The sequence below is a fragment of the Leisingera sp. MMG026 genome (genome assembly GCF_021654205.1).
Classification (GTDB): Bacteria; Pseudomonadota; Alphaproteobacteria; order Rhodobacterales; family Rhodobacteraceae; genus Leisingera.
Window position 1 is genome coordinate 16,236 of the sequence record NZ_JAKFZM010000001.1, and the last position, 13,872, is coordinate 30,107.

Consider the following 13,872-nt stretch of genomic DNA (forward strand, 5'->3'; position numbering starts at 1 on the left):
GTTAACTTTTTATCAACCCGCAGATTGTGCCGGATAGGCGCTTTGCGGATTGGTGAACGATAACTGGGGGACGACCGATGCAGACACTCTCGCAATCTTACCAGGGCCTGGGCCTGTTGGTCCGGCTGAATTGGGACCGTGCGCTGACGGGATTTGCCGTCCTGGGCGCATTGACCGCAGGCGCCTGGCTCGCCGCATTGTGATTCCTGCAACCGGCGCGCAAGCCCGCCGTGCCGGTTGCTGCCAGACTGCGCTTTGTTGGTTTTGACAAGCGCTTTCAAACCCGGTACGCACATCCCAAAGCTGCTATAATAATCGGGTTTTGAAAAATGGTTTGGGGGAAAGTCGCAGGCAAGTCCTGTGGTGAGCGTAAGTCGGGCATCAACATCTTGTACCGTAAAGTTTCGGCTATTTCTCTGGCGGTTGCGCTGGGTTATGCATTGTCTCCGCTGCCGGCTGAGGCGCAAAGCTTCCGTTTCAATACGGTCCAGGTCGAGGGCAATCAGCGGATCCAGACGTCCACTGTTGTTGCCTACACCGGGATCGAACGGGGGCAGACTGTCAGTGCGGGCGAGTTGAACGACGCCTATCAGCGCATCCTTGACAGTGGCGTATTTGAAACAGTGGAATTGGTGCCGCGCGGCAATACGCTGGTGATCAAAGTCACCGAATTCCCGACCATCAATCAGATCAGCTTTGAGGGCAACCGCCGTCTCAAGGATGATTCCCTGGACCAGATTGTCGAATCTGCGCCGCGCCGGGTGTTCAGCCCCTCGCAGGCCGAGCGCGATGCCGCCGCAATTGCCGAGGCGTACAGCGTTCAAGGCCGTCTGGCGTCGCGCGTGACCCCGCGGATTATCCGCCGCAACAACAACCGGGTCGACCTGGTGTTCGAGATTTCCGAAGGCGACACCATCGAGGTGGAGCGCGTCTCCTTCACCGGCAACCGGGTCTATTCCGACCGCCGTCTGCGCCGGATCCTGCAGACCAAGCAGGCTGGATTTCTGCGCGCTTTCATCAACTCGGACACGTTGATCGAGGACCGGCTGGAATTCGACAAGCAGGTGCTACGCGATTTCTACCTGTCGCGCGGTTACGTGGATTTCAGGATCAACAGTTCCAACGCCGAAGTCACCCGCGAACGCGATGCGGTCTTCCTGGTGGTCGATGTGACCGAGGGCCAGCAATTCAAGTTCGGCAACATTTCGGTGACCAGCGAAATGCCGGAAGCGGATGCCGACCTGTTCCGCTCCACGTTGAAGATCAAGCCCGGCGTGGTCTATTCCCCGACATTGGTCGAGAATGCAATCGACCGGATGGAAGGGCTGGCTGTCCGCAATGAGATCGACTTTTTGCGGGTCGAACCGCGGGTTACCCGCAATGAGCGGGACCTGACCTTGGATATTGAGTTCGTATTGCGCCGCGGCCCGCGGGTGTTTGTCGAACGCATCGATATCGAAGGCAATACCACCACGCTGGACCGGGTGATCCGCCAGCAATTCCGCTCGGTGGAAGGCGATCCCTTCAATCCGCGGTCCATCCGCAACAGTGCAGAGCGTATCCGGGCGCTTGGTTATTTTGCCAACGCGGATGTTGAAACCCGCGAGGGCAGCTCGTCCGATCAGGTGATCATCGACGTCGACGTCGAGGAACAGCCGACCGGCTCCCTGAACCTTGGCGGTGCATACTCGGTCACGGATGGTTTCGGGGTCAGCGTCGGCCTGTCCGAGAACAACTTCCTGGGCCGTGGCCAGCGGCTGTCTTTCAATGTCGCCACGGCGACGGAATCGGATTCCTATGTGCTGGGCTTTACCGAACCTTACCTTTTGGGCCGGGATTTGCGGTTTGATCTGGACCTGGGTCTGAATGAAACCGACTCCAGTTTCTCGGAATACCGCACCAAACGGATCTTCTTCCAGCCTGCACTGACCTTCAACACAGGCGAAGATACCTCGCTGCAGGTCCGCTACACGTGGGATTCGGACGAGATGCTGTTCACCGAAAACGAGGAAGACGATCCGGCTACCTTCCTGGCGAGTCCGGTTATCCAGAACGAAATCAAGCAAGGCGAACGTTCGGCCAGTGCCATCGGATTCACCTACCGCTATGACAGCCGTTTGACTGGTCTTGATCCGAATGCCGGCTTCTTGGTTGAAATCGGTGCTGATTATGCGGGCTTGGGCGGTGATTCCGAATATATCAAAACGACAACCAAGGTGGTTGCGCAGAAGCGGATCCTGAACGAGGAAGTCACAATCCGTGCGACCATCGAGGCTGGTTCGTTCCAATGGGAAGGCAGCGGTTCCAGCCGTTCGATTGACCGTTTTGTTCTGACGCCGTCGGTTATGCGCGGCTTTGAGCCCGGCGGTATCGGCCCGCGGGATCAATCTGACGGCGCACCAGGCAACGGCAGCTACAATGACTTTCTAGGCGGCAACTATTATGCGGTGGCCCGCTTTGATGCGGAATTCCCACTGGGTCTGCCGGAAGAATTGGGGATGCGCGGCGCCCTGTTCTATGATGTTGGCAGCCTTTGGGGAACGCAGAACGTTGATACTTCTGGCACCAGCGGCAACGGTGTCGTAGGTTCCAGCAGATCGTTCCGCCACGTCGTTGGCGTCTCTCTGCTGTGGACCACCGGGATCGGCCCGCTGCGCTTCAACTTCTCCAAGGCCCTCCAGAAAGAGGACTTTGACCAGGAGCAGAGTTTCGACCTGACCTTGCAGGCGCGGTTCTGATTTGGTGCGGCGGCCTGCGCCCAGTTATTGGGCAGCGCTTGGTCTTGCCATAGCGCTGTCCGGGTCCGGAACATTGCCGGCCCTGGCCCAGGAGCCGGCTTCACCACCCCCCAATACGGGCACGGAATTCCAGCTGGGGCTGCCGCAAAGCGGCATCCTCACCATCCAGCCTGACCGGCTGTTTTCCGAAAGCGCCTTTGGCAAGCGGGTGGAGCGCGAGATTGAGGCCGAGGGCGCGGTGCTGACCGCGGAAAACCGCCGCATCGAGGCTGAACTGCGCGCCGAAGAACTGGAGCTGACCGAACGCCGCAGCGACATGGCGCCGGACGCCTTCCGCGCCCTAGCGGATGCTTTTGATCAGAAGGTGCAGGAAACCCGGCGCCGCCAGGACCAGAAGTTGCGTGAAATCAACCAGATGGGCGAGGAAGCCCGGAGGGAGTTCATCGCCGCCTCACTGCCGGTGCTGCAGCAGATCATGCGGGAGACCGGCGCAGGGGCGATTCTGGATCATGCCTCGGTGTTTCTGAGCGCCAATGCCGCTGATATCACCAGCCTGGCAATCGGCCGGATAGACGAGGTTCTTGGCGATGGCGCAGCAGATGAGGAGAGTGAGCGCTGAGTGTGCGAACTTGCCCAACTGCCCTCTGCTTGCTAGGGACGGCGCAGCATAATTGACGATAATGGGAAACCACGCATGACCACCGAGCTGCAAAATGCTGACATTCAACTGATCCAGCGGATTCTGCCGCACCGCTACCCGTTCCTGCTGGTCGACAAGGTGGTTGATATCGACAGCTACAAATCGGCGCGCGGCATCAAGAATGTCACCATGAACGAGCCGCATTTCCAGGGCCATTTCCCGGGAACGCCGATCATGCCGGGTGTTACCATCGTCGAGGCGATGGCGCAGACCGCAGGCGTGATGCTGGGCGTTGGCATGGACATGGTCGATACCGACCTGCTGATCTATTTCATGAACATCGACAAATGCAAATTCCGCCGCAAGGTGGTGCCGGGCGACGTGCTGGAAATGCATGTGGAAACCCTTCGCGGCAAACCGGGCGGCAAGATCTTCAAGTTCCTGGGGCGCGCCACGGTGGACGGCGAAGTCGCCGCAGAAGCCGAATTCACTGCGATGGTAGACCGTCAGGTGGAGGGCGCCTGAAATGAGCAGCATCCACCCCAGCGCCATTATTGAAGACGGTGCCAAAATCGGCGAAGGCTGCGAGATCGGCCCGTTCTGCCTGGTTGGACCTGATGTTGTGCTGGGGGACCGGGTTGTTCTGAAATCCCATGTGGTGGTCACTGGCGACATCGAGATCGGCGATGAAACCGTTGTCTTCTCTTTTTCAGTGCTGGGCGAGATCCCGCAGGACCTGAAGTTCAAGGGCGAAAAGTGCAAGACCGTGATCGGCAAGCGCAACCGATTCCGCGAACATGTGACGGTGAATGCCGGCACCGGCGGCGGCGGCGGCGTGACCCGTATCGGCGACGACGGGTTGTTCATGGCAGGTTGCCACATCGCCCATGACGCCCAGGTCGGCGACCGGGTGATTGTGGTGAACTCCGCCGCGGTGGCGGGCCACTGCGTGCTGGAGGATGACGTGATCATCGGCGGCCTGTCAGGCATCCACCAATGGGTGCGCATCGGCCGCGGCGCCATCATCGGCGCGGTCACCATGGTGACCAATGATGTGATCCCCTACGGGTTGGTCCAGGCGCAGCGGGGCGAGCTGGACGGGTTGAACCTGGTCGGCCTCAAACGCCGCGGTGTCGCCCGCAGCGACATCACAGCCTTGCGTGCCGCGTTCCAGATGCTGGCCCAGGGCGAGGGCACCTTTCAGGAGCGCGCCAAGCGGCTGGGGGACGAGAGCGACAGCGAATACGTGCAGCGGATCGTCGCCTTTATCACCGGCGGCAGCGACCGCTCTTTCCTGACACCGGGGGGCTGAGACCATGCTGGCAGTGATTGCAGGTACCGGTGAACTGCCGGCTGAAGTTGTCTCCCGTGTTGCCGGCCGGCCGCTGATCTGTGCGATGGCAGGGTCGGAACCTGATGCGGTGGATGCGGAAGTGACATTCCGGTTTGAACAGCTGGGATCCTTTCTGGAACGCTTGAAGGCCGCAGACGTGACCGAGATCTGCATGGCAGGCGCGGTGCGCCGTCCCAATATCGACCCTTCGGCCATTGATGCCGCGACGATGCCGCTGGTTCCGGTGCTGCAGGCGGCGCTGGCCGCTGGCGATGACGGGGCATTGCGGGCGATCATTGGCATTTTTGAACAGGCCGGGTTCACTGTCCGCGCCGCGCATGAAGTGGCGCCGGATCTGCTGATGGCAGAGGGCGTGCCGACCAAGGTGCAGCCGGGGGAACTGGACAAGGCGGATGCTGTGCGGGGCGCTGAAATTGTCGCCGCCATGTGTGCGGCTGATATCGGCCAGTCCTGTGCAGTACGCAAGCAGCAGGCCATTGCGGTCGAGAACATCTTCGGCACCGACTGGATGCTGGCCTCGCTGCTGCACCGCCCGGATGGGCAGGGCGGTTTGCTGTTCAAGGCGCCGAAACCGGCGCAGGACCGCCGTGCTGACCTCCCCACCATTGGTGCCGGGACAGTTGAAGCCGCGGCCAGGGCCGGATTGTCCGGCATCGCATTGGAAGCAGGCGGCGTGATCGTGCTGGATCAGGAGGCGGTGATTTCGGCCTGTAACCGGCTGGGCCTGTTCCTGTGGCTGCGCAAGGGATGAGCCTGCGGGTGTTCATTCTGGCGGGCGAGCCTTCGGGCGACCGGCTGGGCGGGGCGCTTATGGCGGGATTGAAACAGCTGGCGCCGGAGGCGGTTTTCGACGGCATCGGCGGCGCACTGATGGCTGAGCAGGGGCTGGTCTCGCGGTTTCCGATGGATGAGCTTTCGGTGATGGGGCTGGCCGAGGTGCTGCCGAAGTACCGCCATCTGAAACGCCGGATCCGGGAAACTGCCGATGCGGTTCTGGAAACCAGGCCGGATGTGCTGATCACCATCGACAGCCCGGATTTCTCGCTGCGGGTGGCTCGGCTGGTCAAAGAGCAAAGCAATATCCGCACGGTTCATTACGTGGCGCCCTCGGTTTGGGCGTGGCGGCCCAAACGGGCAGGCAAAATGGCTGAGGTCATCGACCATGTGCTGGCGCTGCTGCCGTTTGAGCCGCCCCTTATGGAGAAGGCCGGGATGGCCTGCGACTTTGCCGGCCACCCGGTGGTCGCCGAGCCGCAGGCCACGCGCGAAGAGGTTGCTGCGTTCCGGCAGGAATTTGGTCTGGGGAATGCGCCCTTTGTGCTGGCGCTGCCAGGTTCGCGGCGCTCTGAGATATCGCGGCTGGCGCCGGACTTCGGGGCGGCCTTGAAACGGTTCCTGGAGACGCACCCGGACTATAAGGTCGTCGTTCCTGCTGCCGCACCGGTGGCAGGTCTGGTTGCGGAGGCTTTGCAAGGCTGGCCCGAAGGCACAGTCCTGATCGACCCGAACAAATTTGATCCCGCCACGGCCAAGGCCCACAAACGCGCCGCCTTTGCTGCGGCGGATCTGGCGCTGGCCGCTTCTGGCACGGTGTCGCTGGAACTGGCCGCCGCGGCCACGCCGATGGTGATTGCTTATAAATTCCAATGGCTGACCTGGCAGATCATGAAACGCATGGCGCTGATCGACACCGTGACGCTGGTCAACCTGGTGAGCGATACCCGCGTGGTGCCGGAATGTCTGGGGCCGGAGTGCACACCGGACAATATAGCTGCCCGGCTGGCTGCGGTGGCAGCAGATCCCGGCGCGCAATTGGGTGCCATGGACGTAACTATGCAACGTCTTGGCAAGGGCGGTGAAGAGCCCGGGCTACGTGCGGCGCGGGCTGTCTTGGACCGTCTCCCCCAGATGTAAGCAGAGCGCGGCGGAGACTGACGCCTCCGCCGCGCGGCTTTCGGTAGCGCGGGCGCTGCGCCCCCGCGCGGGGCGTGCCGCCTACGCACAGAAAAACATCTGCGGACCGGCAGGATGATGCGGTGGGTTTGATTCTGCGGAGAAGCGCCTGAAGGCAGGACCGGCCTCAGGCGCTTTTGCAATCTTATGGGAATTGCCGGGTCAGGGAAGGCGCAATTGGCTGGCTGCGTTTCTCAGTAACCGCGCCAGATCCAGCCGCCGCCAAAGATGCGGGAGCCTTCGCTGGCGTAGAACACGCAGGCCTGACCGGGAGAGACGCCTTCCTCCGGGGTCAACAGCTCGACCTCGGCGGTTGTTTCGCTCAGAGGACGGATAATCGCCTCACGCGGGGGGCGGGTGGAGCGGACCCTGACCTTCACATGCCATTCATCCTGCGAGGTGAAGGCCGTGTCGCCCAGCCAGTTGATTTCGCGCACCGGGATAGTGCGGGTGGCCAGCAGTTCCTTGGGGCCGACGACAACCTGTTTCGTGTCTACGTCCAGCTTTACCACGTACAGCGGCTCGGAAAGCCCGCCGATGCCCAGGCCGCGGCGCTGGCCGATGGTGTAATGCAGCACCCCGTCGTGGCGGCCCAGCACCCGTCCGTCGGAATGAACGATTTCGCCCGGCTCCGCAGCACCGGGGCGCAGTTTTTCGATCACCCCGGCATAGTTTCCGTCCGGCACAAAACAGATGTCCTGACTGTCCGGCTTGTCGGCCACCGCCAACCCGTACTGCGCCGCCATCTCCCGCGTTGCGTCCTTAGAGGGCAGGTGGCCCAGCGGGAAGCGCAGATAATCCAGCTGTTCCGGCGTCGTTGAGAACAGGAAGTAGCTCTGGTCGCGGTTCGCATCCTCGGCGCTGTGCAGCTCTGCCCCGTTTGCCCCCATCATGCGCTGGATGTAGTGGCCCGTGGCCATGCAGTCGGCCTCCAGATCCTTGGCGGTCTCCAGCAGGTCCTTGAACTTCACCCGCTCGTTGCAGCGGATGCAAGGCACCGGGGTTGCACCGGCCAGATAGCTGTCTGCGAACTCGTCAATCACCGCATCCTTAAAAATGTTCTCATAATCCAGGACGTAATGCGGGAAGCCGCGCTCCTCGGCGACGCGCCGCGCGTCGTGGATATCGATGCCCGCACAGCAGGCCCCCTTTTTGGCCAGCGCCGCGCCGTGATCGTAGAGCTGCAGTGTCACGCCGACCACGTCATAGCCCTGATCGGCCAAGTATGCAGCGACAACAGAGCTGTCGACACCGCCTGACATGGCCACCACCACCCGGGTTTCCGAGGGCGGTTTGGCAAAGCCGAGCGAGTTTAGTTTTGAGTCGTGGTCCAGCGCCATGGGGCAGCTCCTGAAGGCAAGGGGGCAGGCGCCGCAGAATATAGGAAAATCCTACAGACTCTCAAGGGCCGTGGTTCACGTGCCGTTAAGCCTGATCGGAAATTCTTGTGCCAGACCTCAACGAAAAAGATCTTCGAGGGAAGAAAGATGTTTTTGAAGAAAGTTGACGGGCCGCGGGCCGTCACCCTGCCGGATGGCACCATCATGACCAGGGCGGATCTGCCGCCGGCAACCACCAGGCGCTGGGTTGCCTCTCGCAAGGCCGCGGTGGTGCGCGGTGTTCTGTACGGGCTGCTGCCTCAGAAGGAGGCCATGCAACGTTACGGGCTGAGCGAGGAAGAGTTCCGAAGCTGGGTTGCAGCGGTTGCAGACCATGGCGAAGAGGCCCTGAAAACCACGCGTCTCAAGAAATTCCGCAGCCCTGACGCAAAATAAACAAGCCCGCCCTTGAGTTGCATTTGTAAATTAACCATCATGGTAACGAGGCATTAACTTTTTTCCACCAAGGTTAACGCGACCTGAGGGAAACAGTGTACAGGCGGAGAAAATAATATGCGCATTCTGCTGGTTGAGGATGATCCGACCACGGCCAAAAGCATCGAACTGATGCTGACCCATGCCAACCTGAACGTCTACTCGACGGATTTGGGGGAAGAAGGGATCGATCTGGCTAAACTTTACGACTATGACCTGATCCTGCTGGATCTGGGGCTGCCCGATATGAACGGCCACGAGGTCCTGCGCCAGCTGCGCATGTCCCGTATCGAAACGCCGATTCTGATACTGTCCGGTGCCGATGATACCGACAATAAGATCAAGGGCTTCGGCTTTGGCGCGGATGACTATCTGACCAAGCCTTTCCACCGTGAGGAACTGGTGGCGCGGATCCACGCGATCATCCGCCGTTCCAAGGGGCATTCGCAGTCCATCATCAAGACCGGCAAGATTGCGGTCAACCTGGATGCCAAGACGGTTGAGACCGATGGCAAGGCGGTGCATCTGACCGGCAAGGAATACCAGATGCTGGAGCTTTTGTCGCTGCGCAAGGGCACCACACTGACCAAGGAGATGTTCCTGAACCATCTTTATGGCGGCATGGATGAGCCTGAACTGAAGATCATTGATGTTTTCATCTGCAAGTTGCGTAAGAAGCTCAGCAACGCAACAGGCGGCGAGAATTACATCGAAACCGTCTGGGGCCGCGGTTATGTGCTGCGTGATCCGCAGGAAGACCACCTGTCAGGCGGCCAGCGAATGGCTGTCGGCGCCTGAAAGGATGATCACCCGGGCGGCACATGATAATGTGCCGCCGGTTGCAAGGACCTGCCGGTTGGCGGGTCTTTTTGCTTTTTGACGCCTGCAGCATGCGGGCTGTCAGATGCGCTGGACGCGGCCAGCGCGGCAGCTTATCACCAAAAGGGAGAACGAAGAGGGACCGCGCGTGGCAGAGAAAACAGAAAAAGACGTGGCCAACCTGTCGGCTGAAGAAGCGCAGGCCGAGTTTCACGGACTGGAAGAACAGCTTCGTGCGGCGGATTTGGCCTATCATCAGGCCGATGCGCCAGAAATCAGCGATGCGGCGTATGATTCGCTGAAACGGCGCTATCGTGCGCTGGCAGAGGCGTATCCGGATCTAGCGGCAGATGCCACTCAACTTGATGCGGTGGGGGCTCCGGTTGCCTCTGGCTTTGGCAAGATCCCCCATTCGGTGCGGATGCTGTCGCTGGGCAACGCTTTTGAGGATGAGGACGTCGCCGATTTCGACCGCAGCATCCGCAAATACCTGGGCCTCACGCCTTTTGATGGATTGTCTTTTACTGCCGAACCCAAGATCGACGGGCTATCGCTGTCACTGCGCTATGAACAGGGCGTTCTTATCCAGGCGGCAACGCGCGGCGATGGCAGCATTGGTGAAAATGTGACCGCCAACGCCCGAACCATTGCCGACATTCCGCAGCAGCTGCACGGCGCGCCGGATGTTCTGGAAGTGCGCGGCGAAGTCTACATGAGCCACGCTGACTTTGAGGCGCTGAATGCCCGGCACGAAGAACGCGGCGGCAAGGTTTTTGCCAATCCGCGCAACGCCGCCGCAGGGTCGCTGCGGCAGCTGGATGCGGAAATCACCCGGGCCCGGCCTTTGCGGTTCTTTGCCTACAGCTGGGGTGAGTTGAGTGAACCCCTGGCAGAAACGCAGATGGAGGCAATTGCGCGGCTGCACTCCCTGGGGTTTCAAACAAACCCGCTGACCCGGTTGTGCGCAACTCTTGAAGAGATGATCAATCACTACCGCAGTATCGAAGAACAGCGCGCAACGCTTGGCTATGACATTGATGGCGTTGTGTATAAGGTCAATGATCTGGCCTTGCAGGGGCGGCTGGGTTTCCGCTCCACCACGCCCCGCTGGGCGATCGCGCATAAGTTTCCGGCGGAACTCGCCTGGACCCGGCTGGTGTCCATCGACATTCAGGTCGGCCGTACAGGCGCGCTCAGCCCTGTGGCCCGCCTCAGCCCTGTGACCGTAGGCGGGGTGGTGGTGTCGAATGCGACGCTGCACAACGAGGATTACATTCAGGGCCGCGATTCAAAGGGCGAGGAGATCCGGGGCGGCAAGGACATCCGCATCGGTGATTGGGTGCAGATATACCGGGCCGGTGACGTTATCCCGAAAGTGGCCGATGTGGATCTGACCAAGCGGCCCGCGGATGTCGCGCCCTATCAGTTCCCGCAAACTTGCCCGCAATGCGCCAGCCCGGCTGTGCGCGAGGAAGGCGATGCCGTGCGGCGCTGTTCCGGCGGCCTGATCTGCCCGGCGCAAGCGGTGGAAAAGCTGAAGCATTTTGTGTCCCGCGCAGCCTTTGACATTGAGGGTCTGGGCGCCAAACAGGTGGAGCAGTTTCATGCAGACGAGTGGGTGAAGGAACCCGCTGATATCTTTGATTTGCAAGAAAATTATGGATCCGGACTACAGCAGCTGAAGAACCGAGAAGGGTGGGGCGAAAAATCTGCGGATAACCTGTTTGCTGCGATTGCTGAAAAACGCACCATCCCGATGGCCAAACTGATATTTGCCCTGGGCATCCGCCACGCGGGCGAAGTTGCCGGACGGGATCTGGCATTGCATTACCGGGATTGGCACGCGATGGCGGAGGCGGTTGACGCCGCACGACCCGCTGCGCTGGCGCACCGGGCAGCGGATGAAGCTGAGGAGGCTGAACGCCAGTCTGCCGCTCGGGAAGGCCGCCGTGCCCGCATCAAGGACGCCCGCGATGCGGCGATTGCCGCTTGCGATGTTCCTGCCGGGGCTGCGTCCGTTTGGGCGGACCTTATCGGTGTCGATGGGATTGGCGCGGTGCTGGGCCTGTCCCTGTCAGATGCCTTTGCCAACCCCGAAGAACGCGCGGCCTTTGACCGGCTGGTGGCCAAGCTGACCATTGTGCCGCCGGACGCGCCTGCGGCGGACAGCCCGGTGGCGGGCAAGACCGTGGTCTTTACCGGCACGCTGGAAAAGATGACCCGCGCCGAAGCCAAGGCGCGGGCCGAAGCTTTGGGTGCCAAAGTGTCCGGCTCGGTGTCCAAAAAGACCGACATTCTTGTGGCCGGACCGGGCGCGGGGTCCAAGGCCAAGAAGGCGGCTGATCTGGGTATCAGAACAATGGACGAAGATAGCTGGCTGGAGCTGATTGCAGAGGCATGAGCGGACGTCCCGAAATCCTGTTTCCGCTGTTTGCCGGGGCCGAGACCTTGCAGGGGGTCGGTCCGAAGACTGCACAATCCCTCACCCAGGTTGAGGTCGAGACACCGCGTGACTTGCTGTTTTCGCTGCCGTATTCGGTGGTGGACCGGCGGCGGCGCGATACTATCCGCGGGGTGGATCTGCCCGCCGTCGTTACAGTTGAAGTGACCATCGGCAGTCACCGCCCCGCCCGTAACCGGGGCGGCGCATACCGGATCCATGTGGAAGATGCGGAGACTGAATTCCAGCTTGTGTTCTTCCACGGCCGCAGCCGTTACCTTGAGGCTCAGCTGCCGGAGGGCGCGCGCCGTGTGGTCTCGGGCAAGCTGGAACTGTTTGACGGTCTGGCCCAGATGGTTCACCCGGACCACATGCTGCCGGTTGAGGAAGCGCATGAGATCCCGGAGTATGAGCCGGTCTACAGCCTGACCCACGGGGTTACCCAGAAAACCATGTATAAGGCGGCGCAAAGCGCGCTGTCGCGGATGCCGGAGCTGGCCGAATGGATCGACCCGGCGCAGATGCTGAAGGAAGCCTGGCCTGCCTGGCATGACGCGTTGCAAACGGCCCATGCACCGCAGGGTCCCGGTGATTTGGACCCGCAGGCGCCGGCTCGGGCGCGGCTGGCCTATGATGAGCTGTTTTCCCATCAGCTGACCCTGGCGCTTGCCCGCCAGACCGAACGTAAAGTTCGCGGTATTCAAAGCCAGGCCACCGGACGGCTGCAATCCCGCGTGCTCAAGGTTCTTCCGTACCGGCCGACCAGCGCGCAAGCCCGCGCGATTGACGAAATTTCGGCGGATATGGCCACTGGCAAACGGATGAACCGGCTTTTGCAGGGGGACGTGGGTTCCGGAAAAACCTTGGTTGCTTTCATGGCCTTGCTGGTTGCTGTTGAAGCAGGCGGGCAGGGTGTGATGATGGCTCCCACGGGGATTCTGGCGCAGCAGCATATGGAAGGGCTTGCACCGCTGGCCGAGGACGCAGGTGTGGTGATTGAGATCCTTACCGGACGCGACAAAGGCGCGGAGCGCAAGGCCAAGCTGGCGGCGCTGAAACGCGGTGACATTCACATCCTGATCGGTACCCACGCGGTGTTCCAGCAAGATGTGGAATTCCGCGATCTGCGGCTGGCCATTGTCGACGAACAGCACCGCTTCGGGGTGCGCCAGCGGATGGAGCTTGCGGAAAAAGGCAAGGGCGCTGATGTCCTGGTGATGACCGCAACGCCGATCCCGCGCTCGCTGGCACTGGCACAATATGGCGACATGGATGTTTCAGTGCTGGACGAAAAACCGCCGGGGCGCAAGCCGGTCAAGACCGCGGTGATCAGCACCGAGCGGATGCAGGAGGTGGTCGATCATCTGCGCAAGGCGATATCTGAAGGGCGTCAGTGTTACTGGGTTTGCCCGCTGGTCGATGAATCCGAGCTGAGCGACCTGACCGCCGCCGAGGAACGGTTCAAGCATCTGCGCGCCATTTTAGGCGAGGGCACTGTGGGATTGGTGCATGGCCAGATGCCGCCTGCGGACAAAGATGCAGCCATGGCGGCGTTCCAAAAAGGCGATACCAAGGTTCTGGTGGCCACCACGGTGATTGAGGTGGGGGTGAACGTTCCGAATGCCTCGATCATGGTGATTGAGCGGGCAGAGATCTTTGGCCTGGCGCAGCTGCACCAGCTGCGCGGCAGGGTGGGGCGCGGCAGTGCCCAGTCAACCTGCCTGTTGATGTACCAGCCTCCGTTGACTGAGGGCGGGCGTAAACGGCTTGAGGTCCTGCGCGAATCCGAGGACGGCTTCCGCATTTCGGAAACCGACCTGCAGATGCGCGGCGCGGGGGACATGATCGGTACCGCGCAATCCGGCCTGCCGCGGTTCCGTATTGCCGATTTGGAACGCCAGGCAGGGCTGATGGCCGTGGCGCAAAGCGACGCGCGGGCGCTGCTGGCCGCCGATCCCAAACTGGACAGCCCCCGCGGCAAGGCTGCGCGTGTTCTTCTGTGGCTGATGAAGCAGGATCAGGCAATCCGTTTGATTACAGTGGGTTAACGCGCATTCCAAAGCGTGTTCTCTGGCGGAGTTCCAATCTGTTCGCAAATGTTCTCAAAAAGTTCT

At 61.2% G+C, this 13,872-nt stretch carries 12 protein-coding genes; 11 read left to right on the plus strand and 1 reads right to left on the minus strand.

From position 1 onward, the window contains the following. The first annotated feature begins 77 nt into the window (after positions 1-77). From L1069_RS24095 to lpxB, 7 genes are all read left to right on the plus strand, one after another. A complete protein-coding gene (locus tag L1069_RS24095) occupies positions 78-203 on the plus strand; it encodes a hypothetical protein (RefSeq protein ID WP_275423037.1) in 126 nt (41 codons plus the stop codon). Positions 204-329: 126 nt separating this feature from the next. Then, positions 330-2,738 carry an outer membrane protein assembly factor BamA gene (gene bamA / locus L1069_RS00080; RefSeq protein ID WP_237454389.1) on the plus strand — a complete coding sequence of 803 codons (2,409 nt, stop codon included), beginning with the start codon at positions 330-332 and terminating at the stop codon, positions 2,736-2,738. Between the two features lie 73 nt (positions 2,739-2,811). Further along, the gene (locus tag L1069_RS00085) at positions 2,812-3,357 is read left to right on the plus strand and encodes an OmpH family outer membrane protein (protein ID WP_237454390.1); all 546 of its coding nucleotides are present in this window, start codon (positions 2,812-2,814) and stop codon (positions 3,355-3,357) included. A gap of 75 nt (positions 3,358-3,432) precedes the next feature. Further along, positions 3,433-3,903: a 3-hydroxyacyl-ACP dehydratase FabZ gene (gene fabZ / locus L1069_RS00090; protein WP_129370710.1), complete on the plus strand. Its 471-nt coding sequence runs from the start codon at positions 3,433-3,435 to the stop codon at positions 3,901-3,903. Position 3,904: 1 nt separating this feature from the next. Continuing rightward, positions 3,905-4,690, plus strand: coding sequence for an acyl-ACP--UDP-N-acetylglucosamine O-acyltransferase (gene lpxA, locus L1069_RS00095; protein ID WP_237454391.1), 786 nt, complete (start codon positions 3,905-3,907; stop codon positions 4,688-4,690). Between the two features lie 4 nt (positions 4,691-4,694). Further along, a complete protein-coding gene (lpxI, locus tag L1069_RS00100) occupies positions 4,695-5,483 on the plus strand; it encodes a UDP-2,3-diacylglucosamine diphosphatase LpxI (RefSeq protein ID WP_129370714.1) in 789 nt (262 codons plus the stop codon). Continuing rightward, positions 5,480-6,646, plus strand: a complete 1,167-nt coding sequence (lpxB, locus tag L1069_RS00105; RefSeq protein ID WP_237454392.1) for a lipid-A-disaccharide synthase — start codon at positions 5,480-5,482, stop codon at positions 6,644-6,646. The genes lpxI and lpxB overlap by 4 nt, the downstream gene beginning before the upstream one ends. 233 nt (positions 6,647-6,879) lie before the next feature. On the opposite strand, the gene mnmA is transcribed toward lpxB, so the two are convergent. Next, the gene (mnmA, locus tag L1069_RS00110) at positions 6,880-8,025 is read right to left on the minus strand and encodes a tRNA 2-thiouridine(34) synthase MnmA (RefSeq protein WP_237454393.1); all 1,146 of its coding nucleotides are present in this window, start codon (positions 8,023-8,025) and stop codon (positions 6,880-6,882) included. A 147-nt stretch (positions 8,026-8,172) separates the two neighbouring features. On the opposite strand from mnmA, the gene L1069_RS00115 reads away from it, so the two are divergent. From L1069_RS00115 to recG, 4 genes are all read left to right on the plus strand, one after another. After that, positions 8,173-8,460 carry a DUF1153 domain-containing protein gene (locus tag L1069_RS00115; RefSeq protein ID WP_129370719.1) on the plus strand — a complete coding sequence of 96 codons (288 nt, stop codon included), beginning with the start codon at positions 8,173-8,175 and terminating at the stop codon, positions 8,458-8,460. 117 nt (positions 8,461-8,577) lie between these two features. After that, entirely contained in the window at positions 8,578-9,297 is a 720-nt protein-coding gene (locus L1069_RS00120; RefSeq protein ID WP_129370721.1) for a response regulator transcription factor, read from the plus strand. Between the two features lie 202 nt (positions 9,298-9,499). Next, positions 9,500-11,719: an NAD-dependent DNA ligase LigA gene (gene ligA, locus L1069_RS00125; RefSeq protein WP_237454533.1), complete on the plus strand. Its 2,220-nt coding sequence runs from the start codon at positions 9,500-9,502 to the stop codon at positions 11,717-11,719. Beyond that, positions 11,716-13,806 carry an ATP-dependent DNA helicase RecG gene (recG, locus tag L1069_RS00130; protein ID WP_237454394.1) on the plus strand — a complete coding sequence of 697 codons (2,091 nt, stop codon included), beginning with the start codon at positions 11,716-11,718 and terminating at the stop codon, positions 13,804-13,806. The genes ligA and recG overlap by 4 nt, the downstream gene beginning before the upstream one ends. Positions 13,807-13,872: the final 66 nt, after the last annotated feature.

Bases quoted from the DNA above. Each gene is read 5' to 3' on its own strand.
- L1069_RS24095 (WP_275423037.1), top strand. From the start codon at position 78: ATGCAGACACTCTCGCAATCTTACCAGGGCCTGGGCCTGTTGGTCCGG.
- bamA (WP_237454389.1), top strand. From the start codon at position 330: ATGGTTTGGGGGAAAGTCGCAGGCAAGTCCTGTGGTGAGCGTAAGTCG.
- fabZ (WP_129370710.1), top strand. From the start codon at position 3,433: ATGACCACCGAGCTGCAAAATGCTGACATTCAACTGATCCAGCGGATT.
- lpxA (WP_237454391.1), top strand. From the start codon at position 3,905: ATGAGCAGCATCCACCCCAGCGCCATTATTGAAGACGGTGCCAAAATC.
- lpxI (WP_129370714.1), top strand. From the start codon at position 4,695: ATGCTGGCAGTGATTGCAGGTACCGGTGAACTGCCGGCTGAAGTTGTC.
- lpxB (WP_237454392.1), top strand. From the start codon at position 5,480: ATGAGCCTGCGGGTGTTCATTCTGGCGGGCGAGCCTTCGGGCGACCGG.
- mnmA (WP_237454393.1), bottom strand. From the start codon at position 8,025: ATGGCGCTGGACCACGACTCAAAACTAAACTCGCTCGGCTTTGCCAAA.
- L1069_RS00115 (WP_129370719.1), top strand. From the start codon at position 8,173: ATGTTTTTGAAGAAAGTTGACGGGCCGCGGGCCGTCACCCTGCCGGAT.
- L1069_RS00120 (WP_129370721.1), top strand. From the start codon at position 8,578: ATGCGCATTCTGCTGGTTGAGGATGATCCGACCACGGCCAAAAGCATC.
- recG (WP_237454394.1), top strand. From the start codon at position 11,716: ATGAGCGGACGTCCCGAAATCCTGTTTCCGCTGTTTGCCGGGGCCGAG.